Here is a 26080-nt window from a genome sequence, read left to right as displayed (position 1 = left end):
GACTCGGTGTTTTCATTGCTCCACATATCGCTTTAACAGCCGGGTGATGGTCATCTTCCACGCTTGAAACGCGGGAGAAAGATGCTGTCCGATAATGTGCTGCTTTATGTTCGTATCGGCAAAATTTCCATCTAGTTTATACGCTTCTTCCAACACATCGGAAAATAAACGCAAGTGATGGACGATGTCTGTTTCCTCGGCAAACAGCTGGCATAAATGCACATTCGTCTCGCTTATCTTCGCTAACGCTGTAAAAATATCAGCTAGCACCTCGTCCCCTTGCGTCCGCTCGTAATTCACGAAACTTTCTTCCACATATGCAAACCCTTCCTCGATCGTATCGAGAAGCGCCACGTATTTTTGCACCATTTCAAGCTGCGGAGTTGTTAACACAGTCATCTCTATCACAACCTATCGTTTTTTATCGTAAAACATCCCGTCCATTACTAAAGGCTGCTCGTACGGATTCGTGTAATGGGCATTGGCCCGCCTTTTCTCGCCGATCATCGCCAAATCGCGCTGGATTTGCCGCTTGATCGCCTGCAATTGTTCTTCAATCTCCCGATTCCACGCAACGATTTGCCGCCCAAGCCGCTGTTCTTCCTCGCTATACGGCGGACGAAGCTCGGCCATGAGCTTCTCCCGCCGTATAAGCAGCCGCTCGATCGCGGCTATCTTCTCATCGCGCGCTTCCGCTGTGATCGGCATCGCAACGAGGTCACGCAGTTCTTTCGTCACCGCCAATAAATCATGGACGACGCCCATTACGCTTGCCCGCCTTGCGCGTATTGACGCTGCCGATTGATTTGTATCACTTGCTTCCACGTATCGCGGAACTCGGTCACATACCCTTCGACTTCATCCAAAATCGCCGCATCATTTTTCACATTCGCCTCGACAAGCCGGCGGTAAATGTAATCGTACATGAGCATCATCGATTTCGCTACGTCATATTCCATATTCAGCGTCACCATCAGCTCTTGAATAATGTTTTGCGCTTTAATTAAATTTTCGTTCCGCGCTGGGATATTGTTTTCTTCGATCGCCTTGCGCGCTAGTTTAATAAATTTCAAGCAGCCGTTGTATAACATCAATGTCAGCTCACCTGGCGACGCTGTCTGCACCGCGTTCGTTTGGTAGTTTTGATACGGATTGTTCATGGTCATATCGTTCACTCCTTTTTGGTCATGATGGAATGGCGCGCTTCAAGTCATTACGCAGCGCAAGCATTCATCCAGCATTTTCCGTTACCCTTGCATTCCCCCACCAAAGGCGTTCATTAAGTACATGCTTTGCTGATTGGCGCGCTGAATCGCTTCTTCCATCGCCGTAAACTGGCGCCAGTAGCGGTCTTCGATTTGTTTGAGACGGTCTTCAAAGGCATCGATACGTCTATCAAGGTCGAGTAAGTTTTTCCCAATCGTAAATTGGTTGTTTGCCCATGTTGATTTACCAGCACGTTCATTAATTTTTTCCATTATATTATCAATCGTATCATATAATCGAGTCATAATCCCTTTTTCAGAATCAGTTGTACCTGAGCTTATAAATAATTTTTCAATCGATTCAGGATCTTCTTCGATTGCCGCTTTTAACTTTGCTTCATCAATAATTAATTTACCACCATCTAAATAGTTTGGTGATGTTGTAATACCGATGCTAGCAAGCTGTTTATATTTTTGATTAATTGTTTCATTAGAAACAGGTTCATAAAAATTGAACCGCATTTGTGATAATCCACTAGAAAGGATCGGGTCTCTTCTGAGCAAACCGCTCTTTGCTTTCTCTTCCCAAAGTTCGATTTGCTTCTCGGACATCGCTTCTTTTTGTTCATCGGTTAATGGTGGATAATCACGATAACGCTCCTCTGAAATTTTATTTTGAATTTTTTCAATCGTTTCATTGTATTTATCAATGAAATTTTTAATGTTTTCAAACACCGCTTCTGTATTATTACTAATCGAAATAGATACACTCGGATCAGATGTCGAAAATGTATCTTTAAGTGTAAACGTTACCCCTGATATCTCAAATGTATTGGACGTACGTTCCGTCTCTAACCCGTTAATCGTAAATTTTGCATTTTGCCCACCTTGTTCGACAGCACTTCCAAATTTCAATACGGTGTTCAAGAATTCACCAGATGTAATGATTTCATCACCAGATTTATTAAAATCTCCTGTTTCCTTTCGCGTTAAAGTAACTTTATCGGAAAATGAATCATAAAACATGGTAACGCCAACACCTGAACTATTAACGCGGTTAATGACTGTATTTAATGATTCATTGCCTTGAACACCAAATTTTTCTGTAACAGCTTGCCCAGATGCATCATAAGTAGTGATTCCAAAAGTAAAATAATTTTGCTGGTAAGTGATTTTAACAACCGTATCTTTGGCAATCTCAGTATCCATTGTAATTTTGCCACTTTCTAAATCAATAGTACCAACTTGATTGCCATTTTCATCTTCAATCCTCTTGTCTACCGCATCGTATGTATATACTTTGCTGCCATATTCAAGCTTGAAAATAGCATTACCAACAATAGAACCTTTCGCTAATTGAATCTCTTTTGTTGCTTCGGAAAGTGTTTTTTCCTCAATTTCTTTATTAGTATAATAGTCTACTTTTATCGTACTATCTTTTTTTATTGTGTCAAAAAAAGTTAAATTACCGTTGCTGTCAATTTGTACCTCTCCCGTAGCTGCTGGCGCTCTGTTTACCACCTTATAAGCTTTGCCATCTACTTTTACCACAATATCATCTAAAATGCCATCAGAATCTCCATCATCCAACAAGACTGATTGTCCATCTGCAGTTTTTATATTATTCAAATTAAACGTCTTTGAATCTGCCGTAACAGCTATTGTTTCGCTTTTCACGCTCCCCGTTTTCCAAGTAAGAGTTTTGTCAAAATCACCAGTTATAGAATGCAATCCCTTTGTTACATCAATTTTTTTTGCAGGGTCTTTTGATATTCCTTTCGCTGGATCAATATCATCGGTACTTACCTTTGTCGCAGCCGATGCTAACTGTTTTACTTCTGTTATGGTATAGGAAGCCATGCTTGCTGAACTTGTCGCTGTAGCTGTTACTTTCGCTTCGTTAGACGAAGTTGCTGTTCTTACACGGTACTTTGATGATAATTTCATGTTAAATACTTCATTTCTTAAAGCAAAAAGAAGAGAGTTCATCTCCCGATAATCATCGCGCTGCCACTCTAAAATTTGCTTTTTCTGTTTCAACTTATCGAGCGGCATCCGCTCCGCTTTCATCAAATCGCTGACGATTTGGTCGATATCCATCCCACTCGCTAGGCCGCCAATGCGCATGTTGCTTGCCAATTCCACTCACCACCATTAAATTTTTTTATCGACAATCAACCCGACAAATTCCATCATCGCCGCGTACATATCCAACAGCTTTTTCGGCGGAATTTCGCGAATCACTTCATGTGTCCGTTCATCGACAATTTGGACGTAATATTCCTGCAGTTCGTCATGCAGTTCAAACTTGATAGACGTATGGCTCGGCTGCAAGAATTCGTTTAAGCCTTTCACGACTTCTTCCAGCTTTTCTTTCGGGAGGTCTTGCTGCAGAGTTTCTGAAGTGCTGGCATAGTTCTGCGTTTGCGATTCTATCACGCTACTTGCCTTTTCATTGCGAATACGTTCATAGAAATAAGATGGAGAATGCGAAGATACCCGTTCCACCGACATAAACGCTCGCTCCTTTGCATGAACACTATCTATGTTTTATATCGGATGGAGATGGGGAGTTGTGAAGGGGGAAAGAAAATAAAAAAGCAGGGGATTATTTCTTGTGTACAATATATTCATACTCTCCCCCAAATCCCTATAAAATATTGCTCTTCTACCTCTATTTGTTCCTTGCTTGTGTGAAAAATATATAATTCCTTTTCCGGAAAAGTTTTGTGCTGCTGCTTATAACCATTCCATGCATCGGACACACTATGATACCGATCGATCACGACCATTTCCTCAATGATACGTTTTCCATTTTGCGAATAAGCCGAAATAGCCTCTACCAAAACAAATTGATTCGGATATTGCTTACGTACCTCTGACCATTTCATTTGTTGGCCTCCATTTCTTTTTATTTATTTTATCGCTAATCACCTTACACACATATAAAAAACAACATCTTTAATTTAAACGATGACAGTTTTAACCCTAAAAGTTTCCCTCCTTCAGTAACAATGAGAACAATGAACATTAAGCTGTATCCCATTACTAATCAAAAGGGACACAATTCTACGAAATCCATTTTCCCGAAAATCATCAGGCATGATCGCAATCAACGTATAATCGGCGATCGAATGGTAAAACTGCATTTTTCGGCCCGCCTTCTCCGTATACCACTTGTAACGCGTCGAACCATATAGTCCGAAATACTCGACAATCCACTTTCTGCCGTTTTGCTCGATCACCCAGTCAGGGATGTATACTTCGTCATATTCATGGTTCACAAAACGACATCCTTCTCTTTCCACTTTCCCATCAACGACCGCGCGAATCAAAAAGTTATGGATTTCTAGTTCTTCTTTTGAATCGCACAATTGCCCGTCCACGCCTACAAGCAAGCGAAACTCCTCAGGGGAAAACGTGTATTCCGGGTAGGATTCCATAATCCAACGGTAAAATTTGCTGTCGTAATGGCGATCGACCATGCTGATAAACCGCGGGAAATGCTTGCGAAAATACGCCCGGTTTAACCGCGGCAACTCCTCGCGGCCGATCCCTCGTTTGACACAAAACGTCCGCAGCGCCTGCGCCCGGTTTTGCGGCGAATGCCAATGTTGGTTTGGCACACGCTGAAACTCTGTCACATCATACTTACCCGGAAACACCGCCTCTATAATCTCAATCGGCGAACCGTGATATTCATGCAACAGACCAGTCAACCCTTCCTCCATCAGCCGCTGTTTCGTCATAAAGCGCGGGACATCCTGCTCGGCTACTTTCTCTCTGTCAATCAAATCCATAATTGCCCGTTTTACATTGTCGATATCTTTCCAGTAGCCATTTGGTTTGGTGTGAAAATCATCAAGTGAAAACTGATCGGGGAAAAGATATTGTATAAACTCTAGAGGCGAATTACGGTGATGTTTTAAAGCTGCGCTAAAACGATGCTTGATGAGCATTTGCTGCGTCACTTTCTTCGGCACGTCTTCGAACTGAATCTTTTCCTGACGAAGCATGTCCATAAACTGTTCTCTTAAAAATTCGCGGTTCATTGCATAACCTTGAGGAATTTTTTTAAAATCCGTTTCTTTAAAACGGCCGGGGTATAGGGCGCTTATCAAGCGAAATGGGGAGTAACCGTATCGCTTTAAAGGATTGGAAAATCCCCATTCGACAAGCACATATCGATTTACTTTTTGAGGGATCTCCTCAATCTTGATTCCCTCTTTATCCAAATACCACTCCAAACGTTTACGTATATTTTCAACATTACGCCAATAATCAACCGGAACACGGTAGAAGTCGAATTCATTATATTGGTTAGGGTAAACAAACTCAATGAGCCGACGGGGAGATTTAAACCGATTCAAAACTCCCCAAAGTTTTTGTTCTCCAATAATCTTTTTATTTATCTTCGGAATTTGTTCCCTTGATAAACCAAGTTGTACTTCTAGCACATAGCGTACCAAGATGATGACATTTTCGTCCTTTTCCCATGTCCCTGCCGGAAGCGCCTTTCTCTTTCCAGCTAGCAATTCTTTGTACACACCTATAATCGGGAATTGTTCCAATTCGCAACAAGGAATTGTCCGATATTCATTTGTATCCGTCACTTAAATCACCCCCTTCGATTATAGCATATATACAAACGTATGTTCTATATGCTTTTAAAATTTTTTGTCTTATCATCCTAACAAAAAACATACCGAGGAAGCCAAATGTCCCTCGGTATGTTTTCTCGTATTAACGAAGCAATTGCAATACTCCTTGTGGTTGTTGGTTGGCTTGCCATGCCTCAACGTCTTTCGAACGTTGTGTAGACTACATCTTCACCTTTCCAGCTTGTCGCTGGCGAAGGGCTGGGCGCTTCGGTTCGGCGCTTGCCTCCCCTACGGACTTCATCACCATAGCGATTCGCCTTAGGTGGTATGTCCTAGTCGTTGAACCTTCTCCACCCTTTCGGGACAGGAGCTTGGCTGCTGATTGCCCATTGTTCCATCTTTCCTTTTTTCAAGCCATCACGCCTGCCGTTTCCAGCTTCGTTGTGGCAAGGAAAGCTTTAGGGCTTCCCAGCAATTCACCCAGTGATCCTCTTAGCCGTTTCCAGCTAAGACGCCCTTCCAATCAAATTACCGAAGCAGTTGCAACACCGCTTGCGGAATTTGACTAGATTGAGCCAACATCGCTTGTGCTGCTTGAGAGAGGATGTTGTTCTTAGTGAACTCCATCATTTCTTTGGCCATCGTGCCACCCTCACTTTCGTGACGGGACCAGACTACATCTTCACCCTCAGCTTTACCTGTTAGGGGCCGGGCGCTTCGGAATGATACAGGACGATGAAGGAATCCTGTTCACCCTACGGACTTCATCGCCATAGCTGCTCGCCTTAGGCGGTATGTCCTAGTCGTTGAACCTTCTCCACCCTTTCGGGACAGGAGCTTGGCTGCTGATTGCCCAATCCTTTGGCTTTTTTCGCCGTCACGTCTGCCGTTTCCAGCTCCGTTGTGGCGCCAAAGGCTCTAAGGGGTTTCCAGCAATTCACCCGGTGATACTCCTAGCCGTTTCCAGCCAGGACGACTGTGCCTGTCGCCATTTAAGCGGCTAAGGCATAATCAACGTCACGGATACGAGACTCAGCTGCAGTTAAGTTCTCAGCTGATGTACCTAAGTTGTTGATAGTGTGCTCTAAGCGGTTTTGAACAGCACCTAGTTTTGCACGTTCAGAAGATACAGATTTAATAGCTGCGTCTAATTTTGTTAAAGCTTCTTGAGCTCCCACTTGTGTTGAAATATCAACTCCAGAAATTCCGAGAGCTGTTGTTCTCATGTCATTAATAGAGAATGAAAGGCTTTGCCCTTTGTTAGCACCAATATGGAAAGTCATCGCCCCATTTCCGGCGCTCTCCATAGAAGCTTTGTCAAGCCCTAGTTTACTTAGTGTATTTCCATTTGTAACGTCTTCCAACTGTACTGGACCACTTGGGCTTGTAATTACTAATCTTCCATTATCCACTTTTACTGTTACGTTTTTAATATAATCAGGATCACTTGATGTCCAACCTGCATTTGTATTATAGTTTGCAATTTCAGTATTTATAGCAGTTTCTAATGCAGCAGCATAAGTATTAGCATCACTACCTGCTGCTCCTGCAGGAGATGTGATTTCCATAGTATGTCCGTTAATCGACAGACGGAATTTATCAGTTCCCGCAATTGCATCAAGGATCTGATTAGTTCCATTATTAATAATTACGTTTCCATTCATCTCTGAACCGGCACCAAGGAATAAGTCAAACACAGAGTTTGATCCTTGTGCATTAGTAGTACCATCTGCTAATAAAGCATTACCTGAACTATCTCTATATAAATCAATTTTCGAGTTATTACCTTTTGTGCCACTTTCAATTTTAAAAGTACCAGCTGTTGCATCAGTAATTTTAATGTGCGCAATACCAGTACCAGATTCATCGATAGCTTGGTTGATTACGCGTTCCATGATGTCACGAATTTGACCACTCTCTGCTTGCGTCATAGTAGCAGAAGAGAAATCTTTTTGTAGAACAGCTTTATCAGCATCTGTTAAATATTTGTCCCAATCAATGTCAATTCTTGTTCCATCAATGACTAATGAATCAATTTTTGTAGTATCTAAACTACTAGCATTAACACTAGAAGCGTCTACACCCGTTAATGAACCAGTTGTTTGTTTAAAAACTTGGGCACCTGATAAGGTGTTAATACTATTAGTTCCTCCAGCACCTGATAAATTACCATTCAATAGTTTTTTAGTGTTAAACTCGGTTGTATTACCAATTCGATCAATTTCTTCTTTTAATTGTTTTACTTCGTCTTGAAGAGCTTTACGATCATCATCTGTGTTTGTACCGTTTGCAGATTGAGTTGATAATTCACGCATACGTTGAAGGATAGAATGAACTTCGTTTAAAGCTCCTTCTGCTGTCTGGATGAGCGAGATTCCGTCCTGTGCGTTGCGAGCTGCTTGCTCTAATCCACGAATTTGTCCACGCATTTTTTCAGAAATAGCAAGACCTGCTGCATCGTCACCAGCGCGGTTAATGCGAAGACCAGAAGATAATTTCTCCATTGATTTGGAAGCAGCATTCGTACCAGCAGCTAACTGACGGTACGTATTCAAAGCCGCAATGTTGTGATTAATTCTCATCTTCTTTTCCTCCTTGAAATTTTTTTATTCCACGTCCTTGTGGAAACAATTTTTTAGATTGGTAGATAGCAGATAGATAGAAAGTCGGCCGCCTTTCGTCTCTATCCTGCTTTCACCTTTATTATCGTCAGTCAGTTGTCCTTGTTTAATAGTTTTATAGAATTTTTTTATAAAAAATTGCCCATTTTTTATAAAAGCAAAAATCCCTCTAAGTGCTGTTTAGAGGGGGGCGTTTCATTTGCTCATTTAATTTTTGCAATAAATCCCTAGAGGTGAGAGACGCTTCACTATTTTCTTTTTGGATGGCGAGATAGACTTCTTTGCGATGGATTTCAACATGTTTCGGCGCGTTGATGCCAAGCTTTACTTGATCGCCTTGGATGGCGAGGACGGTGATTTCGATGTCATCGCCGATTTGAATCGCTTCTTTTAGTTTGCGTGTTAGTACAAGCATGTCTCCCGCCTCCTTTATTTCGCCTCGACCTTTTCAGGGAATAGCCGATGTTTCGTTTTGTACGGTGTATTCGTTAAAATCACTTGTTTGCCGAGTTTCTTTTCATAGTTCAACACAATTGGCGCCTGCAAATTAGCCGTCGTTTGTTCAAACGGATCGGCCACCGTGAGAATGACATATACTATCACTTCTTTTTCTGAAGAAAGTTCAAGCTGCGTTACCGTTTGCTCATCAAGTTCGATATCGTAATCTGGAAAATACACGAACGGATCAATCATCGCAAATCCGAGCGCTGGTGTTTTTACTGACTGTAAAATAACAAATGGCGTATCCTCAAGCGGCAATAAAACGAATTGTTTTTCGTCTAAAAAGCCTGGAATACCGTGCTCGAAATGAAAAATATCCTTTTCGCTAATTTCAATTTCACCATGATATTTTGTACGAAGTTTCATCGTTTCACACCTTTTTACTAAATGGAAATTTCAAAATTAGTACCAACAAACCGTAAGTTGACGAAATCGATTTTTAATGAATTGCGCTGTGCAAGATCTATCGTCACTTTTCCCGGCGTATAGTGAATCATCGGCTTGTTTATTTTGGCGCGAATAATCGGTTGATGGACTTTTACATCTATGTGCACTTTCGCTGGTTCAAAATTCGTTTTCACACTGAAAAGAGAAGGAATCCAGCCAATATTGAAATCATATATCGGGCCTTCACTGTTTTCTTTTGCCTGCTCAGCAAGCGGATTGCCGCCGTCTTCAATCTTCATTAATTCATCTCCCTGTCGAGACACGCGAGCAATACCTTCCAGCCAGTCTTCATAACCTTGTTGCGCAAATTCTTCAATGCGGCGGAAAATATGTTTCAAATCCATGTCTTCCCATGCTTTCGTTTGGTCAATGGTTAGTTTGGCTGGTATTGTTTCAATCTTCATTTCTGCCGGTGGTTGTCGCAGGTCAAGCTCTGCTGGCGGCTGTTTAATTTCCTGCACAGGCGGCGTCGTCTTGATAGAAATTTTCGCGACTGTAGATTGTAAACGAATTTGCGGCAACTGCATATTTTTCTCCCTCCTAGAGGAAAAGCTATCTTGTCCTCACAAGATAGCTTAACGCAAAAAGTCAAGAAGCGTCGGCTGAATAATGCGGGCACCGACACCTAGCGCGGCGCGATGCACGCTTTCTTGCGTTTTTAAATCAGTGATAACGCGTTCAATGTCGACATCTTCATTATCGGAGAGAATCTGATGGGCGATGACTTCCTGCTGATCTATTCTCTCTTCCATTAACTCTACTCGATTCAACCGAGCCCCCAATTCCGCACGAGTACTAAGTAAATTATTAATATGCTGATCAATATAACTAAGGTACTGGCTTATATCTTTTCCTGATTTTGTCGCATCATTTAAGTCGCTATTTAAAAATTCTAAATCACTAAATAATCCGTTTCCTTTTGCCGTATTGTCGTAATCAAATACTTTTGTCGGATTCACGTTTACTGGAATATAAATCCCTTTGGACAATTCGATTTTTATTTCATCAGTGTTCTTCGATACAACTGGTGGAGTTTGGCTTAAATCTACTGGTTGTTTTAGTGTATCCGTACCGTTGAAAATATATTTATCTCCGACTTTTGTATTGGCAATAGAAGCTAAGTGTTCTGTTAACTGTTTAATTTCCTCCGAAATTGCTGCACGTTGGCTTACTTCATACGTATCATTGCTCGCTTGGACAACAAGTTCGCGAATGCGTTGCAACGCTTGCGTCGCTTTATCAAGTGCTGCATCTGAGTTTTCAATCCAGCTGTATGCTTCAGAGAAGTTTCGCTTATACTGCTCAACTTCCGTCAAGTTAGTGCGATATATCATCCCTTTCATTGCAATAACCGGATCATCTGAAGGACGATTAATCTTCTTTCCTGTCGCTAATTGATCCTGATATTTTCCAAGTCGCGCATAGCTGGCACTTAAGTTCCTAAGAATATTCCCTGTCAACATCCCTTGCGTTACGCGCATCTTAGTTCACCTACCTTCCTACGACGCCCATGTCGTTAATAATTTTATCTAACATTTCATCGATGACGGTAATTTGACGTGCCGCCGCGTTGTAAGCGTGCTGGTATTTAATCATATTTGTCATTTCTTCATCTAGTGATACGGAGCTGACCGATTGCCGACGTTCCTCTACAGACTGACGTAACACTTCACTGTTATTTTTCAATCGCTCAGCTTGCTGTCCATCAACACCGAGTTTGCCAATCCATCCTTGGTAATTGGATTGAATCGTACCTGATGTTAAAGGAAGCGAGGACGGCAAACTTATTGATACATCTATTAAGTTCACTGTTCCAGACGACAGTAGTATTTTTCCGACACTTGCTAAGTTAAGAGCATTGTTTCCATTTCCAGAGACGCCCTGTTTGGTGGAAGCTGCAATGTTAGAAAGATCATCAATTGCCGATGATAACTTAATGTTCTTAGCAGCTCCTGGAACTGTTAATGTTGATTCATCGAAGAATGCAGGAGCTTTTGAAGTGCTGTTAAGTCCGTAACCCTCTTTATGAATAGCGTTGAATACTGTTCCAAACGTATACGCTAGATTATCCAAGTTGCTAATCGCCTCAGGGTAAATCCCTTTATTAACGATAGTTCCTCCACCACTATCATATTTATAGCCAAATGCCTCTATTAATCCACGTAATTTTCCACTTGGAAAAGTAACCCCAAAAGTAGGAGAAGGTGCAAAAAAAATGTCATTCCCTGCTAGTACTAACTTTTCAACATTACTTTCTGGAACATTATCTCCATTACTATCTTCAGCAATTGGAAAAGAAAGAGAATTAGCTGTACTTCCTTGGACTAAGTAAATTATATTGCCGCTACCATCCTTAATAGGATTGCCATTGCTATCGACAAGGTAAATATTATACATTCCTTCTGCAATCTTTAACGCGTTTCCACCGCTTGGAATTTTCTCAACCTGTACGTTCACTAATTTTGACAATTCGTCAACCAAGCGATCACGCTCATCGTATAAATCATTTGGCAAGTAGCCGTGTGGCTCGATTTCGCTGATTTGCTGGTTGATTTTGCTAATTTGCTGTGCCAGAGAATTGATTTCTGTAATCGTGACACCAATTTCGCTACCTAAATCCCTTTTAATTTGCGATAATGAATCATGCAAATAATGAAACGTTTCCACAACTGCCAATCCGCGTTGGCGAACGACCGAACGCGCTCCTTCGTTTTCTGGATTTGTACTCAAATCTTGCAGCGCTTGCCAAAACTGATCCATCGTTTTCGCTAAGCCATTGTCAGATGGCTCGTTCATGATATCTTCCATTTTTTTTAGGGCGTCTGCCCGTGCTTCCCAGTAGCCAAGCTTATTGTTTTCCCCGCGATATTGCAGGTCTAAAAAACTATCACGCACCCGCTCAATGGAACCGGCTTCGACCCCTGTCCCCATCTGTCCCGGAATTTGCGGACGGTTCATCGAAGCTGGCGGATACGGTTCTGTTTGCACAAAATTAACGCGCTGGCGTGAATAACCAGGTGTGTTGGCGTTAGCAATATTATGCCCAGTTACATATAACGCTGATTGTTGCGTAAACATCCCCCGTTTGGCTACCTCTAAGCCATGAAACGTTGATCGCATCACATGTTCCTCCAATGCTTTAAACTAAGCTTTTGAATCGAATAACGAACGCCCGCTTTCATATGGATTCGGCACTTTGTTCGGTGCTGCATAATTGATAGTTGGCGGTTGCGGCATAAACATATCTAACATTGCATTGACGAACTGTAATGACTGCTGAGTAAGTTGCTGGTTTAATAGATTGATATTTTTCAACTCAGAAATGACTGCTGTTAAATCATCCCGCAGTCTCTCAAGCATTGCCCGTTCCGTTCCTTCTGTTTGCGAAATGCACGCTGTTAATGTCGGTTCGTTCGATTTGCTTACCATCTCGTTAACAACGCGAATTCGTTCCCGCTCAACTTGATTAACTGCGGCAATATATTTTTGTTCCTCTTTCACAATTTCATTCAGTGCTTCCATATCGCCTTTCTTTAACACTTCTGTTTTCTTGTTCGCTAACTCCAACAAGCCTTTATGCAGTTTCACATGCTTTTCTAGCAACTCTATTAATTGTTTGGCAGACAATCCAATCTCTCCCTAAAAGTACATAAAAATTAAACCAGTATGATGTGAATACTGATTTAATTTTCAAAGTAAAATTTGTATATACTTTTCGCGATGGCCTTCACATCAATTTGATATGTTCCGTTTTGCACTTGTTCTTTTAACTTGCGCACTTTCTCTTGACGTTCGACCGTCGATTGAGAAATTTGCTGCAACTCTTTCGCCGCCGCGGAAATTTCCACTTTATCTTGATCTTGCTTAGCTACAGGCTTTTTCGCCTGCATCTCTTTATCGAACTGACGTCTATAAGGATTAACGCCCATCAAGCCGAATTTGTCAATTCTCATGAAAATCCCCACCCTTTTCCATGTCTCTATGCCGCTTCCATATCTCCTACCTATATTATCGGCAACCGAAAAAGATTGTTTACAAAAAATCGAAATTAATTCCCGTCATCCTCTTTCGTCGTATAATAAACTTTTTCTACATGACGCTGTTTTTTCATTTCTTCTTCCTTTTGCAGCAATTCTAATTGTTTATTTAAGTCTTTTGAACAGTTTGCGCACATTCTTCCTTCACGAATCAGCGTACCGCAGCGGTCGCAAGGGTATCCTAAATTCGGGAATTGGGCGAGTTGTAGACGTCCGCTTTTAATGAATTTAATCAGCAGCGATTCCTTCACACCTGTTGCATCTATAATTTGCGCCATTGTCGCCATGCGATTTTCCCTTTTGCGCAAAAAGCGATAAACTTTATCGAAAGCCTCTTCTTCTTCTCTATAACAGCTCTCGCAAATATGGCGAAACTGATTTTTTACAAATAGGCGTCCGCAGTTTAGGCAATTTTCTAGATTCATTGTTTCCCCTCCCAATACTTCTCTCTTTCCTTGATTATAAGACAAATAAAGAACGCTTACGTATAAATATTGATAATTAATCCTTGAATTTCCCCGATGGTGCTTAAAAGGTCAATTCCTGGTTTTTCTTTTTGCAATACGGCATTCGTTAAATCAATTAGCCTTTTGTCCACTTCCTTCACAATCTTATATAGCCGCGAACGCCCGCTCCAATTGAAACCGTGCTGTTCGGATAATTGCAAACCGTTTTTCACCACGTCATCCAGCAACTTTTTCACAAGCTTTTTATATTTCCGCAAATCTTCCACCGAACGGGATTCTGCTAAAATTTTTCCTTGTTCTTCAATTTCTTTTGCAAGTTGCTGAAACCGTTCGAGTGCGAGTTCTTCGTTTTTCTTTGCTACGACTTCGGCAAACGATACAGACGCTGAAGCAGTTGCTTCTTTTTTGCTTACGTTTATCATGTTTGCTTTTGTGACTTTTTGAATTTCCACATGAATCTCCCCTATTGTTGTTCAATACTCTTAATTAATTTTAAAATTTCGCCAATGACTGCATAGAGCTGGGAAGGAACGCGATTTTCCGGATCAGCTAAATGCTTGACAAGCGATGAATCGGTTTGCATGGGAATGTTTTGTTGTTGCGCCTGCTTAATGATTTCGTTTACAGTATTGGTTTTAGACTCCGACAGTTGATCAGCCCCTTTTTGATAACTTGTCAACGCGGAAAAATATTGTGGATAACCGTTTTTCATACCGTCCAATCATAACCTTTCTCTCTGTTGGTTTCTTTCGCTTCCGTTGTTTCTGCCGCTGTTGTTTGTTCTTCTTGTTCATTCATTTTCGCAAAAACAATTCCTTTTACATTGTAGCCGATTGCCTCTAGGTTTTCTTTAGTCATCTCCGTTAACGGCTTCAAGCCTTCGACAAGTTTTTCATTGTCCGTTTTAATGGTCAGCGTTAAATTTCGTTCCAATGCCTGAAGCAAAATTCCGATTTTCCCGTATTTTTCTGTATCGAGTAAAAAGTATAGGCTGCAATTTTGCCAATCAAGCTTTCCTCCATCATTTCGGGAGTTTAAATAAACATGGACTGTTTCAATTTGATCATGCAATAACACCGGCAATTGATAAAACATTGTTTGCATATGATTGTTTCCATCAAATTTGCTTAACAGCTGCTGGCCCGTTATATTCGCTAAAGCGTGCTCGGCTTGCTGTGCGATCATGCCAGGTTCTCCTTGGCTTAATTTCATTAACAACGACTTTATATTTTGCGGTTCCATGGCTGGCTGCTTCAACCATAAGGCGCGGGAAACATCTTGTTCATGCTGAAACCCTAATTGCCGAAATTGCTCAAACATATTTCTTGCTGAAACTTCTTCGCCTAGCGGAAGCTTTAATGTTCTTGCCAGTTGTGAAAAAAGCTGCTGCTTCGGCATCTCTTCTTGCGCATTGAAATGAAAAGCGGAAACAAAATGCTTTATTTTTACATCCGCCGGTTGAAAGCGAATCCCTCCAAGCAAATTTTTTACTTCATTTACGACTTTTAAAGCATCGCTCTGCTTTCCCTCCGTAAGCAGCTGCTTCGCTTCCGCCAATTTCGCACTTGCCTGAAGCATTTGCTTCTCCGTTTTCATGTCGGTAAAAAGCATAAATTCTCCTTGCAAAATAGCGCGGTCTAACGTATTGATCACGGCTTCGACGAATTGTTTTGCTTGCTGGCGCGCCAATGTTTGTCCGCTGTTCAACAAAAATGCTGCGTTTTCTAGCTTCTTATTCATCTCTATTTGCAGCTTTTTAAAATCAAGCGCCGCTTGCGACAGTTTTTCCGTAATCGTCTTAACAATTATATCTTTTGTTTGGGCGGGGATAGTTTGAAACCATTCCTCATTCCAATAAGGCAGTTCCGTTTGTTGTCCGTTCGTCGCTTCTGTTCCTGCAGAAATGCGATCTTTTTGCGAAATCCTTTGATCTTCTAATAAGTCTGTTTTCGTTTGAGAATCGAAAATCTCCTCTCCGCTGTTATTGTCCTCCTCCAAATACGGCAAATGTGGCAAGAGATCGAGATGATCTGCCAACTTCGTTAATACCTCGCCGAATGGCCCGCCGTGCAGCACTTCATGGATGGACTGTAAATGCAATTCGGTCACTTCCAACTTTTTATGCGCAAGCGCCTGTATCGTTTCCAATTTTTCATTCAGCGTTCCCTTTGCTTTTTCGAAAAAACGCCTTAATATCGCTTTCTCTTCCTTAGATAGGCGAATTCCTTGCGACAGCAAGATTTGTTTCGCTTTCTCTAATCCGCTGACAGGAAGCAACCCGGTAGCTGCGTCATTCGTTTCCGCTGTTTTCGGTACGGCTTGCACTTGTAAAACATGATCTTTTATGCCGATAATTTGCACAGCAAATTGATCTTCATTCGGGATTTCGCCTTGAAAGCGAACGTGCACATCCTGTCCTTTAATAGTGATAATCGCTTCATTGTTGCTTAATTTTTCCTTCATCGTCGCGAAAAATGTTTCTCCCTCTTTCAAGGAAAACGGGAATGTATTTGCCATTGGCTCGTTCATGATCAAATTGTTGCGAATTTGCATTCATTTCACGCTCCGCTCTATCCTTGCTATTTTTTATATCGGCATGTTTGCCCTCGATATTAACCTCTTGCCAATGTGAACGAAGAAACAGAAGCGGCGCCCGCCTTGAGCAGTACCTTCGCCGCATGCCTTAAGGTCGTTCCAGTTGTGTAAATATCGTCGATTAACACAATTCGCTTGTCTTGCAAAGATGTTTTTCCCGAAAACTGAAAGACGTTTTCCGTCCGCAACCGCTCACGGCGCGATTTTTTCGATTGTTTTTCTAGGTGATGACGTGTGAGGATATCGTGGATGGGGAGATTCAATAGCTCGGCAAGCGCCTTTGCTTGGTTAAATCCGCGTTCGTATAGCCGCTCGGCGCTGAGAGGAATCGGAACGATCAGAAAGGTATGGTCAAAATGACGATAAAATTCATGGCAAAACTCTTCTTGAAACGCTTGGACAATCGCATAGTCGCCGCGAAATTTCCAAAGTGCAACCACTTCTTTCATCACTTCATTGTACATATACACGGACCGATTTTTCGTTAACACGTCTTTCCACTCGCCGTCCTCTTGCCAGCGAACACAATCCGTGCATAATTGTCCTTGACGATGCGATGGTTCCAAACCAGCGAACGGACGGCCGCAAATATCGCAAATTTCTCCGTTAATTCTCATAAACGCATTGCGGCATTTCGAACAAAGACAATCCTCTTCTTTTAATGTCAGCAAATACCGCCAACTCAGCATCGGATTGTACGGCGTATGACAAATTAAGCAATTCATTTCGCTTTCAACAGCCCCCTTTCCGCCGCCTCCTTATTCATTCTCTCAATCTGCTTTTTCGCCGCGACCATCTCCCGCGTCTTTCCATAATGGAAAAAGCGGACGTCGCCGCTCGGATGCTGGGCGCTCCTCCCGACGCGGCCGGCGATTTGCACGAGCGCGCTTTCCGTAAAAATGTTGTCTTCGGCGCCAAGCACGGCGACATCGATGTTCGGAACAGTCACACCGCGTTCTAAAATGGTCGTCGTGACAAGAAGCGGAATGCGTCCGTCGCGGAACGCTTGCACTTTCTCGGCACGCTGCGGATCTTCCGCGTGAACGCCTTCAATCCGCTGGTCCAATTGCTTTAGGATACACACGACTTGTTCGAGCTCATCGATATGGGGGACGAATAAAAACGCTTGTTTGCTTGCTTCGATGCGGGATTGGACCCAGGCCATGACATTGCGGGGAAGACGCCTGCGCTTTAACTGCTTGCGCCAGTTGCCGCACCATTCGAAGGACGGGACAGGAAGGGGAAACCCGTGGTAGCGGGCGGGAATCGTCACCGCTTGGCGCTTGCCATGGCGGACGTCTCGCTGCCAGGAGCGCTTCGGAGTCGCGGTTAAATAAATGAGGCTGGACGTCTCTTTGCACGCTTTTGTGACGGCATATTCCAGCATCGGTTCGACGGAATACGGGAAGGCATCGACTTCATCAATGATCATCACATCAAAAGCGCGGTAAAACCGTAAAAGCTGATGGGTGGTGGAAATAACAAGCGGGGCGAATTTGCCGCGGTCGTCGCTGCCGCCGTACAGGGCGATCAATGGAACGCTTGGAAATGCTTGTTTCAAACGAGGGGCAAGTTCGCGCACAACATCGGTTCTTGGCGTGGCGATGCATACGCGCTTTCCCATCTCCAGCGCCCTCGCGATTCCTGGAAACAATACTTCCGTTTTGCCGGCTCCGCAGACCGCCCATACCAACAATTCGTCATCTTGCACGACCGCGTCCTCCACCGCATCGGCAGCTCGCTGCTGGCCTTGGGATAATGATCCGTTCCAGGAGAGAGGGGAAAGATAGCGATCCTGAGGGAAAGAAAAACGGGATACGACTAGCGCGGTGCATGTGCTGACACGCCCCATCATAATGCATTTGCGGCAATACGTACAAACCGTTTGGCAGCGGGCACAGGGAAATGAGGCGAAAAAATGATCCTCCTCGTTGCCGCATCTCATGCAGCGCCATCCATGTTTTGTTTTCACTATCCCTTTTTCGTAAGCAAGATAGCCGTGTTCATAATGTGCTTGAATAATATCAAGGGGAAATGGAAGTTCCTCAAGGAGAAGCTGTTTTCCTTCCAGAAAAGAAAGAAGTTCTAGGGAGTAAGGAAACCCGGGGTGCAGCTGGATAGAAGACGTGACATCAATATGGCTAATCGGTTTAGCAGCTTGGTCATTGGTGTTGGCTAATACTTCGGGGACCAACCTTCCTTCGTCCACGATAAAACGCATACATTCCCTCCACTTTCATAATTGTTGATCCCTATGCCGCATAAGGCTTTGCGGCATAGGGATCAACAAAATTACGGCTGATACCACGTTAACCCTAACGCGCCTTCGCCAAGATGGGTGCCGATGACAGGTCCGAAATAGCTAATGATAAACTCCACATTCGGATAAAGGCTCGATAATTGCTGCTTCCATTGTTCCGCCTCGTCTGGACGATTCCCGTGAATAATCGACGCTTTGAGCGGCACTCCTTTGGCAGCGTCTTCAGCAAACAATTCTTCAATGCGTTTCACTGCTTTTTTGCGCGTGCGAATTTTTTCAAACGGAACGATCACTTTATTTTCAAAACAAAGAAGCGGCTTAATTTGCAGCAGTCCGCCGATGAACGCCTGCGCTCCCGTCAGCCTCCCGCCGCGCTGCAAATGCGATAAATCGTCGACCATAAAGTAAGCGCGTAGCGTTTTTTTCACTTCATCGAGCCGTGCGATAATTTCCTCAGGTGTTTTCCCGTCCAGCGCCATCTTCGCCGCTTCGATCGTGTAAAAGCCTTGGGCCATGCAGCTGATTTCCGAATCGTACGCGTACACTTGCAGACCATCGACCATATTTCCTGCCGTTAGCGCACCTTGGTATGTCCCGCTAATGCCGCTCGAGAGATGGATGCTAATAACCGCATCGTAGCCTTCCTCACGGAGCGATGTAAATAATTCGACAAATTCGCCAACCGCTGGCTGGGATGTCGTCGGCAGCTCCTTTTGTTGCCTCACCTTTTCGTAAAACTGCTCGGTCGTAATATCGATTTCCTCGCGATACGTCTCTGCGCCAAACACAACGCTGAGCGGAATTATATGAATCTTGTATCTATCGCGCACTTCTTTCGGAATATAAGCCGTGCTATCAGTGACAACAGCAGTTTTCATCCGTTCCTACCTTCCCCGTCTACATAGTCTTTAATGCCTATTATAGCGAAAAATGGAACGAATTTCATTATCGAATGGCAATAAACCAATGACAATCTTCACGGGCAACTAACGAACTTCGACCCAGCCATTTTTGATGGCGACCACTACTGCTTGTGTGCGGTCATTCACGTTTAGTTTTTGCAAAATATTGCTAACATGATTTTTCACTGTTTTTTCGCTAATGTATAGCGCTTCGCCAATTCCACGGTTGCTTTTTCCATCCGCTAACAGCTGCAACACCTCGCATTCGCGGCGCGTTAACAGATGGAGCGGCCGGCGCACTTCCTGTTTTCCAGTTTTGCTTTCGCCCTTTCCTAAGGCCAAGCGGCGGTATTCGCGAATTAAATTATGGGTCACTTTCGGATGCAAGTATGATCCGCCTTCTGCGACGATTTTCACCGCTTCAATTAATGTGTCAGCATCCATCTCTTTTAATAAATAGCCTGTCGCACCTGTTTGCAGCGCGCGCATGACATAATTTTCATCGTCATGAATGGAAAGAACGACGACTTTCGTCTCAGGATACGCTTCAATCAACTGTTTCGTCGCCTCAACCCCATTCATGTTTGGCATATTAATGTCCATCAAAACGATGTCTGGCCGATATTGCTCGACAATGGAAAGCACTTCACTGCCATCCGCACCCTCGGCGACAACTTCAAATTCTTCCTCAAATTCTAAAATGCGTTTAATCCCTTCACGAAATAGTTGATGATCATCAATGATTGCGATGCGCGTTTTCATTCATTCCTCTCCTCCCTTTTTTCATCCCTCATCGGAACATTTAGTGGAATGCGAATAAATACCGTCGTGCCGAATCCAACTTTGGAACGAATCGTTAACGTTCCTTCTAGCAATTCGACGCGTTCTTTCATGCCGATCAGCCCAAAGGCGTTTTCTTTTTTGACCGTTGTATCAAATCCTTTGCCGTTATCTTTTACCATAACGAGCAGCTGATCGCTATTGATCTCCATCTTTACTTCAATGTTTGTCCCCTCCGCATGCTTAAGGGCATTTTGCACTGATTCTTGGACAAGGCGAAACACCGCCACTTCCATACGGGACGGCAGTCTTATTTCTTCGCCGATGTGAACAAAGGAGACGGTAACCCCTTTATTATACTCTTCGATAGTTTGTAGGTATTTTTTAAGTGTAGGCACTAAACCTAAATCGTCAAGAGCCATTGGTCTTAGATCATAAATAATCCTGCGCACTTCGGAAAGAGCGGAACGAACCATCTTTTTAAAATCGCGAATTTCGGCAATCGCCGCATCGATGCCCCGGTCTTTTAATACTTTCTCTAGCAGATCGGAACGAATCATGACATGGGCCAGCGTTTGCGCAGGACCGTCATGAATCTCGCGCGACAACCGCTTTCTCTCCTCTTCTTGGGCCTCAATAATTTTAAGACCAAACTCCTGCTTTTGCTTTGCTCCTTCAATAAATTCTCCCACTTGGCGGAAATCGCTGTCTAAGTAATGAAGCACAACGGTAATTTGCCCGACTAAATGTTCCGCGCGTTCAATGATCTCTTTCAATCCTGCTAAGCGCCGCTCAAGCTCATCGCGCCGCAGCCGCAGCTGTTTTTCCCGTTCGCGAACCATTGCCAATTCCATGTGTAATGCATGTGCCTTTTCGTATGCTTCACGAATTTCTTCCTCGGAATGAGAGGAAAAATTTTGGCTCACTTCGGAAAGATGACGGCGGGAAAGACGCGCTTTTATTTCGAGCTGGTCCGCTTCTTCAATCGTCTGTTTGATCTTCCGTTTCAGTTCGATTAGCTCCTGCAGCAACTGATCATGCTCCTGACGTGACTGTTCACCTATGCGAAAAATTTCATCCTTGCTATGTTGAACCGTGTCGATCATTTTTTCGACAATTTTATCCAATTGTTTTACGTCTATATGTTTATCTGTAGCCATATCAAATCCCCCATAAATGCCGCGTTCTGTCGCTGCCAAGTTTTATGTACCAGCGCCAAAAAAATTTATTTGAAGGAAAAATGTTGTCGATTTATAATAAGAAAAGCATCTACTTTATGTATGAATATTTTCTCTTTATCAATCTATTAAAATTAGTATAACATGTTTTTGTGATAAATTAGCCAAACTTTTATGGAAAATTACAGCTCGTTCCTCTTCCAGTGAGGTGATTTTTGTTTTGTTGCAAAAATATTATACCGTAAAAGGATATGGAGAAAACGAAATTATTATTGAGAAATCCCGTTTTATCTGTTATATCAATAGAGCAACAACGGAAGAAGAGGCCGTTCAGTTTATTCAACAAATCAAAAAGAAGCATTGGGATGCGACCCATAACTGTTCTGCTTATATCATCGGCGAGCACGATCAAATTCAAAAAGCAAACGACGACGGCGAACCGAGCGGAACGGCGGGCATCCCAATGCTTGAAGTACTGAAGAAAAAAGGGCTAAAAGACACTGTTGCCGTCGTCACCCGCTATTTTGGCGGCATTAAGCTTGGCGCTGGCGGTCTTGTCCGCGCTTACGGAAGAGCCGTATCCGAAGGATTGAAAGCTGCGGGCATTGTCGAACGCCGCCTTGTGCGCGTCATGCATGTTACCATTGATTACACATGGCTTGGAAAAGTGGAAAATGAATTACGGTCTTCGGTGTATGCTATAAAAAACATCCATTATGCTGAAAATGTGGAACTGGAAATTTTTGTGGAAGAGGCAAAAAAACAACTGTTCGAGGAATGGATGACAGAACTCACCAATGGAAGAGCCGAAATAAAAGAAGGCAAGACGGAGTATTTAGAGGAATCAATCGAAATATAACTGAATATAAAGAGCCTGTTAGGAACGGTGAATGTTTGACAAAAATTAACTGAAAAGAGGGTTACTGTATGATGGAACCACGGAATATGAGAAAATTAATAAAAAAAAAGAAGAAGAAAAAGAAAAGAATCCGTCTACTTTTACTCATGCTATTTTTCCTGTTCATTGGATCATTGAGTGTGTTCGGATATAACATATATTCGGCAACAAAAAAAGCTTCGGAAAAAATATATCAGGAGCTCAATTCGTCTAATTTATGGAAAAAACGTGATAAAAAAATTGAATTTCGAAAAGACCCTTTCACCGTTTTATTGGTTGGAGTAGAAAATCAGTACAAAGATGAAGAAGGACGTTCCGATGTCATTATGCTTTTAACCGTGAACCCAAAAACAAAAAAAGTTTATTTATTAAGCATCCCTCGTGATACGCGCGTTTATATTCCTGCAGAAGGCAGAAAAGATAAAATCACACACTCCTACAGCCATGGCGGTGTAGAGTCCACCATCGCTGCTGTCAACGAATTAATTGATGTTCCAATTGACTATTACATCACAACCGACTTCGAGGGTTTCGAAAAAATTGTCGACTCTCTTGGCGGAATCACAGTGGATGTTCCTTTTACGTTTAAAGCTCAACTGACCGGCTCTTTAAAATGGCACACCTTTCATAAAGGCAAACAAAAACTGAACGGAAATGAAGCACTTGCTTATGTACGAATGAGAAAATCCGACCCAAGAGGCGATTTTGGAAGAAACGAACGTCAGAAACAGGCCATCAAAGCAATAATCGAGAAAAGCACTTCTATCACTTCCTTGCCGAAACTCGACGATGTTATTTCGGACTTAGGAGATCACGTACGTACAAATATTCCGCCTTCTGATTTGTTATCTTTTATTTATATTTATCAAAAAATGAATAACGCTCATGTCGAAAATCTCCATCTAGAGGGCTACGATGACACGATCGACGGAGTATATTACTATATCCCAGACGAACAATCTGTCAGCGCCATTACAGAAACGTTGCAACAAGCGCTAAACAGCGAGGAAAACACTTCTTTGACCAAAAACGACTCCGATTCCGATACTGCCACGCCAAATTAATGACAAAGCTTCTCTCGTCAGCTGATGAGAGAAGCTTTTTTCATAAACATTTCATCATATCACCTCGATACCCCCTCGTAAGGGAAATGCCTCCACATATCTTTTTCTGCTCATATCCATGATTCTTCCATTCTAGTGCATCCCTCCACTTTTTTATTTTCCTAAGTATATAGCACTTTATTCGTATTGGAAATTACGACAAAATTCGCTATTATAGTATAGAAAATACCAAAGCACGGGGGGATACCATTCGTGAAAAAACTCATCATTTCTACTATTCTCGCAACTTATTCCCTATGGCCCACGGTTTCATTGGCTGCGGAAAATGCTTCAGCCAATCCGTATCCAACGCAAATGGTGGCGGAAAAAGATTCTTTGCTAAGAAGGGGAGCGACTCAATCCTATTCCATTGTAGGTTCCATTCCAACGGGACAGGAAGTTACTGTTATCGATGAATTTAAAAACACATTTGGCGAAGTATGGTATCGTGTTCAATTTGGAAGCATGTCAGGATGGTCATTAGCGGAAAACTTTACGGCGAAAAAAGACGCCGTCATCGGCAAACAGGCGGTTATATCCGAAAATAATGTTGCGATGCGAAAAGGTGCTTCTTCTAATTACAATCTTGTCAAAACATTAAATAATGGTGATATCGTAAAAATTGTCGATGTGTTCACCAACTCTCTTCATGAAAAATACTTCCAAGTAGAAACAGCGGGAATCAAAGGATGGGTAAAAGCCGAACAGGTGCACATTGCCGAACATCTTCCCGCATTTTTACCTACGTCCATGAAAGTGACACAGCCTTCTCCTGTACGCCGCGGCGCAAGCATCTATTACAGTACGGTAGCAACATTAAAAAGCGGCCAAGTGGTGACTGTTATCGATATATTTGTCACGAAAGAGAAGGAAATTTGGTATCGTGTGGACCTCGGAAAAATAAAAGGCTGGGTTCCGGAAAAGGTATTAACCAATACAGTTGCCGTTTCTCCGCCAAACTTTTTATCGGACTCTTCTTCGCAAAAAGAAACTAAAGTTTCTTATCAGCTTGTCATTAATGTTTCTGTTGCCAATGTCCGCGAAGCACCTTCCTTGAACGCGAAAGTGCTAACGCAGCTAAAAAAGGGCGTGCTGCTGCAAGGAATTGCCAGCACTACGGATAAAACAGGAGCAACATGGTATAAAGTTTCGTTGCCAAATAAACAAATTGGCTGGGTTCATGCAACTGTCGTTAAAAAAGTGGATAGTTCTACACCCGCACCATCGGGAGTGAAAAAAACTGTCACAACGAATAACGCTGCGTTATATTCAAAGCCGTCTTTTAGCGCGGCGGTGATTGAAAAAGTTGCAAAAAATAAACAAGTTACAGTCAAACAAACGACCTCAAGCTCGCCATTTAATTGGATACAAGTAGTATCCCCGTCAGGAAAAACAGGCTGGATGCCAGAATATGAAGTAAATACTACATTCAAATACGTATATGCTAAAAGTTCAGGTACCCCATTACGGCGCGGGGCATCCAACAATTATAAAACGATTAAAACATTAAGCGCCAATGAACGTTTAGTATATCTTTACGAGTATAACGGATGGATCAATGTCGAAACGTCCTCGGGATTACGGGGCTGGGTAGAGAAATCTGCCACTTCTCCAACCGCGTTAAACAGGTTGGCAAGCCCGACTAAGCAAATGGTTGGTACAGATACTTATTTAATTTGGAAGAAAACTTCTAATTTCACGGTGTCATATACGATTCTTTCTGAAAATCGTTTAAAAATTACTGGTTCTTTCTCGGACGCAGAGATTCCATCTTTTTCTATTCAGGGCATTCAATCCATTGAACGAATCAACAACTCATTAATTATTACATTTGCCCCAGGGTATACATTTACGATTCGCAACTATACTGATCGGCTGTCCATTAAAGTTATTGAAAGAGGCTTAAAAGGGAAAAAGATTATTATTGACGCCGGACATGGCGCTCACGACACAGGGGCAATCGGTCCGACTGGTTTGAGAGAAAAAGATGTTAATCTTGACACTGCTCTGTTGCTGAAAGAGGAGCTGGAAAGAGCAGGCGCCATTGTGAAATTAACGAGAAGCACCGACGTATTTTTGGAACTGTCAGAACGCACCTTTATTGCAAACAGCTCCGATTATGATGCGTTCATCAGTATTCATGCTGATTCGTATTCCAGCACATCCCGCGGAACGACAACTTACTATAATGTTTCTACCAACTTTAACGGACCAAAAAGCGAGCAGCTGGCCAAAATTGTACAGAAGCATCTCGTCGCACAGTTGGGTACATACAATAGAGGCTACAAACAGCAGGAATTTTATGTAAACCGCAAAAACGAACTGCCTAGCATTCTTGTAGAATTAGCTTATATATCTAACCCAAATGAAGAAGCCCTTTTAAAAACAAAAGCGTTCCGGCAAAAAGCAGCGGTAGGCATTCGGGAAGGGTTGGAAGAGTACTTTAACAATTTCTAATTATTTATGGTTTCCAAAAGAGAATAAT

28 protein-coding genes are annotated in these 26080 nt (G+C 42.6%); 3 read left to right on the top strand and 25 right to left on the bottom strand.

Annotated elements, in window-relative coordinates:
- Positions 1-12 precede the first annotated feature (12 nt).
- The 25 genes from AC1WMD_RS09900 to AC1WMD_RS09780 form a co-directional block, all read right to left on the bottom strand.
- Positions 13-399: a DUF8042 domain-containing protein gene (locus AC1WMD_RS09900; protein ID WP_494257050.1), complete on the bottom strand. Its 387-nt coding sequence runs from the start codon at positions 397-399 to the stop codon at positions 13-15.
- 12 nt (positions 400-411) lie between these two features.
- Positions 412-765 carry a flagellar protein FliT gene (fliT, locus tag AC1WMD_RS09895; protein WP_494257048.1) on the bottom strand — a complete coding sequence of 118 codons (354 nt, stop codon included), beginning with the start codon at positions 763-765 and terminating at the stop codon, positions 412-414.
- Complete coding sequence (gene fliS / locus AC1WMD_RS09890; RefSeq protein WP_494257046.1) at positions 765-1166, bottom strand: flagellar export chaperone FliS; 402 nt, start codon at positions 1164-1166, stop codon at positions 765-767. The genes fliT and fliS overlap by 1 nt, the downstream gene beginning before the upstream one ends.
- Before the next feature lie 81 nt (positions 1167-1247).
- Complete coding sequence (locus AC1WMD_RS09885) at positions 1248-3344, bottom strand: flagellar hook-associated protein 2 (protein ID WP_494257044.1); 2097 nt, start codon at positions 3342-3344, stop codon at positions 1248-1250.
- 15 nt (positions 3345-3359) lie between these two features.
- Positions 3360-3719 carry a flagellar protein FlaG gene (flaG, locus tag AC1WMD_RS09880; RefSeq protein WP_494257042.1) on the bottom strand — a complete coding sequence of 120 codons (360 nt, stop codon included), beginning with the start codon at positions 3717-3719 and terminating at the stop codon, positions 3360-3362.
- Positions 3720-3835: 116 nt separating this feature from the next.
- Positions 3836-4096 (bottom strand): hypothetical protein, encoded by a 261-nt coding sequence (locus AC1WMD_RS09875; protein WP_494257040.1) that lies wholly within the window; start codon positions 4094-4096, stop codon positions 3836-3838.
- Between the two features lie 114 nt (positions 4097-4210).
- Complete coding sequence (locus AC1WMD_RS09870; RefSeq protein WP_494257038.1) at positions 4211-5818, bottom strand: DUF4046 domain-containing protein; 1608 nt, start codon at positions 5816-5818, stop codon at positions 4211-4213.
- Positions 5819-6334: 516 nt separating this feature from the next.
- Complete coding sequence (locus AC1WMD_RS09865) at positions 6335-6448, bottom strand: flagellin (RefSeq protein WP_081823197.1); 114 nt, start codon at positions 6446-6448, stop codon at positions 6335-6337.
- 350 nt (positions 6449-6798) lie between these two features.
- Positions 6799-8388, bottom strand: coding sequence for a flagellin N-terminal helical domain-containing protein (locus AC1WMD_RS09860; RefSeq protein ID WP_494257036.1), 1590 nt, complete (start codon positions 8386-8388; stop codon positions 6799-6801).
- A 208-nt stretch (positions 8389-8596) separates the two neighbouring features.
- Complete coding sequence (gene csrA / locus AC1WMD_RS09855; protein WP_494257034.1) at positions 8597-8842, bottom strand: carbon storage regulator CsrA; 246 nt, start codon at positions 8840-8842, stop codon at positions 8597-8599.
- A 14-nt stretch (positions 8843-8856) separates the two neighbouring features.
- Positions 8857-9294 carry a flagellar assembly protein FliW gene (fliW, locus tag AC1WMD_RS09850; protein ID WP_494257032.1) on the bottom strand — a complete coding sequence of 146 codons (438 nt, stop codon included), beginning with the start codon at positions 9292-9294 and terminating at the stop codon, positions 8857-8859.
- A gap of 17 nt (positions 9295-9311) precedes the next feature.
- Positions 9312-9902 (bottom strand): DUF6470 family protein, encoded by a 591-nt coding sequence (locus AC1WMD_RS09845; RefSeq protein WP_494257030.1) that lies wholly within the window; start codon positions 9900-9902, stop codon positions 9312-9314.
- A gap of 48 nt (positions 9903-9950) precedes the next feature.
- Positions 9951-10856 carry a flagellar hook-associated protein FlgL gene (gene flgL / locus AC1WMD_RS09840; protein ID WP_494257029.1) on the bottom strand — a complete coding sequence of 302 codons (906 nt, stop codon included), beginning with the start codon at positions 10854-10856 and terminating at the stop codon, positions 9951-9953.
- A 10-nt stretch (positions 10857-10866) separates the two neighbouring features.
- Positions 10867-12495 (bottom strand): flagellar hook-associated protein FlgK, encoded by a 1629-nt coding sequence (flgK, locus tag AC1WMD_RS09835; RefSeq protein WP_494257028.1) that lies wholly within the window; start codon positions 12493-12495, stop codon positions 10867-10869.
- 24 nt (positions 12496-12519) lie between these two features.
- Positions 12520-13002 carry a flagellar protein FlgN gene (locus AC1WMD_RS09830; protein ID WP_494257026.1) on the bottom strand — a complete coding sequence of 161 codons (483 nt, stop codon included), beginning with the start codon at positions 13000-13002 and terminating at the stop codon, positions 12520-12522.
- Positions 13003-13058: 56 nt separating this feature from the next.
- Entirely contained in the window at positions 13059-13328 is a 270-nt protein-coding gene (gene flgM / locus AC1WMD_RS09825) for a flagellar biosynthesis anti-sigma factor FlgM (RefSeq protein ID WP_494257024.1), read from the bottom strand.
- Between the two features lie 95 nt (positions 13329-13423).
- The gene (locus tag AC1WMD_RS09820; RefSeq protein WP_494257022.1) at positions 13424-13837 is read right to left on the bottom strand and encodes a TIGR03826 family flagellar region protein; all 414 of its coding nucleotides are present in this window, start codon (positions 13835-13837) and stop codon (positions 13424-13426) included.
- Between the two features lie 56 nt (positions 13838-13893).
- Positions 13894-14331 carry a YaaR family protein gene (locus AC1WMD_RS09815; RefSeq protein ID WP_494257020.1) on the bottom strand — a complete coding sequence of 146 codons (438 nt, stop codon included), beginning with the start codon at positions 14329-14331 and terminating at the stop codon, positions 13894-13896.
- 11 nt (positions 14332-14342) lie between these two features.
- Positions 14343-14591 (bottom strand): flagellar biosynthesis protein FlhB, encoded by a 249-nt coding sequence (locus AC1WMD_RS09810; RefSeq protein ID WP_494257205.1) that lies wholly within the window; start codon positions 14589-14591, stop codon positions 14343-14345.
- A complete protein-coding gene (locus AC1WMD_RS09805; protein WP_494257019.1) occupies positions 14588-16432 on the bottom strand; it encodes a hypothetical protein in 1845 nt (614 codons plus the stop codon). The genes AC1WMD_RS09810 and AC1WMD_RS09805 overlap by 4 nt, the downstream gene beginning before the upstream one ends.
- Before the next feature lie 59 nt (positions 16433-16491).
- Complete coding sequence (locus tag AC1WMD_RS09800; protein ID WP_494257017.1) at positions 16492-17199, bottom strand: ComF family protein; 708 nt, start codon at positions 17197-17199, stop codon at positions 16492-16494.
- Entirely contained in the window at positions 17196-18695 is a 1500-nt protein-coding gene (locus tag AC1WMD_RS09795; RefSeq protein ID WP_494257015.1) for an ATP-dependent helicase ComFA, read from the bottom strand. The genes AC1WMD_RS09800 and AC1WMD_RS09795 overlap by 4 nt, the downstream gene beginning before the upstream one ends.
- 71 nt (positions 18696-18766) lie before the next feature.
- Positions 18767-19612 (bottom strand): fatty acid kinase binding subunit FakB, encoded by an 846-nt coding sequence (gene fakB, locus AC1WMD_RS09790; RefSeq protein WP_494257013.1) that lies wholly within the window; start codon positions 19610-19612, stop codon positions 18767-18769.
- 108 nt (positions 19613-19720) lie between these two features.
- On the bottom strand, positions 19721-20398 hold the full coding sequence (locus AC1WMD_RS09785; protein ID WP_043906110.1) for a response regulator: 678 nt from the start codon (positions 20396-20398) through the stop codon (positions 19721-19723).
- The gene (locus AC1WMD_RS09780; protein ID WP_043906111.1) at positions 20395-21576 is read right to left on the bottom strand and encodes a sensor histidine kinase; all 1182 of its coding nucleotides are present in this window, start codon (positions 21574-21576) and stop codon (positions 20395-20397) included. Before AC1WMD_RS09780 ends, AC1WMD_RS09785 begins: the two co-directional genes overlap by 4 nt.
- A 238-nt stretch (positions 21577-21814) precedes the next feature.
- Here AC1WMD_RS09780 and AC1WMD_RS09775 point away from each other — a divergent pair, with 238 nt between their 5' ends.
- The 3 genes from AC1WMD_RS09775 (at position 21815) to AC1WMD_RS09765 (ending at position 26052) form a co-directional block, all read left to right on the top strand.
- Positions 21815-22453: a YigZ family protein gene (locus tag AC1WMD_RS09775; protein ID WP_494257010.1), complete on the top strand. Its 639-nt coding sequence runs from the start codon at positions 21815-21817 to the stop codon at positions 22451-22453.
- A gap of 68 nt (positions 22454-22521) precedes the next feature.
- Entirely contained in the window at positions 22522-23556 is a 1035-nt protein-coding gene (locus AC1WMD_RS09770; RefSeq protein ID WP_494257008.1) for an LCP family protein, read from the top strand.
- Positions 23557-23808: 252 nt separating this feature from the next.
- Positions 23809-26052 (top strand): N-acetylmuramoyl-L-alanine amidase family protein, encoded by a 2244-nt coding sequence (locus AC1WMD_RS09765; protein ID WP_494257006.1) that lies wholly within the window; start codon positions 23809-23811, stop codon positions 26050-26052.
- The last annotated feature ends 28 nt before the right edge of the window (positions 26053-26080 follow it).

This window comes from Parageobacillus sp. NEAU-HV-2 (assembly GCF_059115485.1).
This window is presented reverse-complemented; position numbering and strand designations above follow the sequence as displayed.

Excerpts from the sequence above, each read along its gene's own strand:
- AC1WMD_RS09820 (WP_494257022.1), bottom strand. The coding sequence starts at position 13,837 with ATGAATCTAGAAAATTGCCTAAACTGCGGACGCCTATTTGTAAAAAAT.
- AC1WMD_RS09770 (WP_494257008.1), top strand. The coding sequence starts at position 22,522 with ATGATGGAACCACGGAATATGAGAAAATTAATAAAAAAAAAGAAGAAG.
- AC1WMD_RS09845 (WP_494257030.1), bottom strand. The coding sequence starts at position 9,902 with ATGCAGTTGCCGCAAATTCGTTTACAATCTACAGTCGCGAAAATTTCT.
- flaG (WP_494257042.1), bottom strand. The coding sequence starts at position 3,719 with ATGTCGGTGGAACGGGTATCTTCGCATTCTCCATCTTATTTCTATGAA.
- AC1WMD_RS09900 (WP_494257050.1), bottom strand. The coding sequence starts at position 399 with ATGACTGTGTTAACAACTCCGCAGCTTGAAATGGTGCAAAAATACGTG.
- fakB (WP_494257013.1), bottom strand. The coding sequence starts at position 19,612 with ATGAAAACTGCTGTTGTCACTGATAGCACGGCTTATATTCCGAAAGAA.
- csrA (WP_494257034.1), bottom strand. The coding sequence starts at position 8,842 with ATGCTTGTACTAACACGCAAACTAAAAGAAGCGATTCAAATCGGCGAT.
- fliW (WP_494257032.1), bottom strand. The coding sequence starts at position 9,294 with ATGAAACTTCGTACAAAATATCATGGTGAAATTGAAATTAGCGAAAAG.
- fliT (WP_494257048.1), bottom strand. The coding sequence starts at position 765 with ATGGGCGTCGTCCATGATTTATTGGCGGTGACGAAAGAACTGCGTGAC.
- AC1WMD_RS09795 (WP_494257015.1), bottom strand. The coding sequence starts at position 18,695 with ATGCGTTTTATCGTGGACGAAGGAAGGTTGGTCCCCGAAGTATTAGCC.
- AC1WMD_RS09810 (WP_494257205.1), bottom strand. The coding sequence starts at position 14,591 with ATGAAAAACGGTTATCCACAATATTTTTCCGCGTTGACAAGTTATCAA.
- AC1WMD_RS09865 (WP_081823197.1), bottom strand. The coding sequence starts at position 6,448 with ATGGCCAAAGAAATGATGGAGTTCACTAAGAACAACATCCTCTCTCAA.
- AC1WMD_RS09785 (WP_043906110.1), bottom strand. The coding sequence starts at position 20,398 with ATGAAAACGCGCATCGCAATCATTGATGATCATCAACTATTTCGTGAA.
- flgK (WP_494257028.1), bottom strand. The coding sequence starts at position 12,495 with ATGCGATCAACGTTTCATGGCTTAGAGGTAGCCAAACGGGGGATGTTT.
- AC1WMD_RS09875 (WP_494257040.1), bottom strand. The coding sequence starts at position 4,096 with ATGAAATGGTCAGAGGTACGTAAGCAATATCCGAATCAATTTGTTTTG.
- AC1WMD_RS09780 (WP_043906111.1), bottom strand. The coding sequence starts at position 21,576 with ATGGCTACAGATAAACATATAGACGTAAAACAATTGGATAAAATTGTC.
- fliS (WP_494257046.1), bottom strand. The coding sequence starts at position 1,166 with ATGACCATGAACAATCCGTATCAAAACTACCAAACGAACGCGGTGCAG.
- flgL (WP_494257029.1), bottom strand. The coding sequence starts at position 10,856 with ATGCGCGTAACGCAAGGGATGTTGACAGGGAATATTCTTAGGAACTTA.
- flgM (WP_494257024.1), bottom strand. The coding sequence starts at position 13,328 with ATGAGAATTGACAAATTCGGCTTGATGGGCGTTAATCCTTATAGACGT.
- AC1WMD_RS09860 (WP_494257036.1), bottom strand. The coding sequence starts at position 8,388 with ATGAGAATTAATCACAACATTGCGGCTTTGAATACGTACCGTCAGTTA.
- AC1WMD_RS09800 (WP_494257017.1), bottom strand. The coding sequence starts at position 17,199 with ATGAATTGCTTAATTTGTCATACGCCGTACAATCCGATGCTGAGTTGG.
- AC1WMD_RS09805 (WP_494257019.1), bottom strand. The coding sequence starts at position 16,432 with ATGCAAATTCGCAACAATTTGATCATGAACGAGCCAATGGCAAATACA.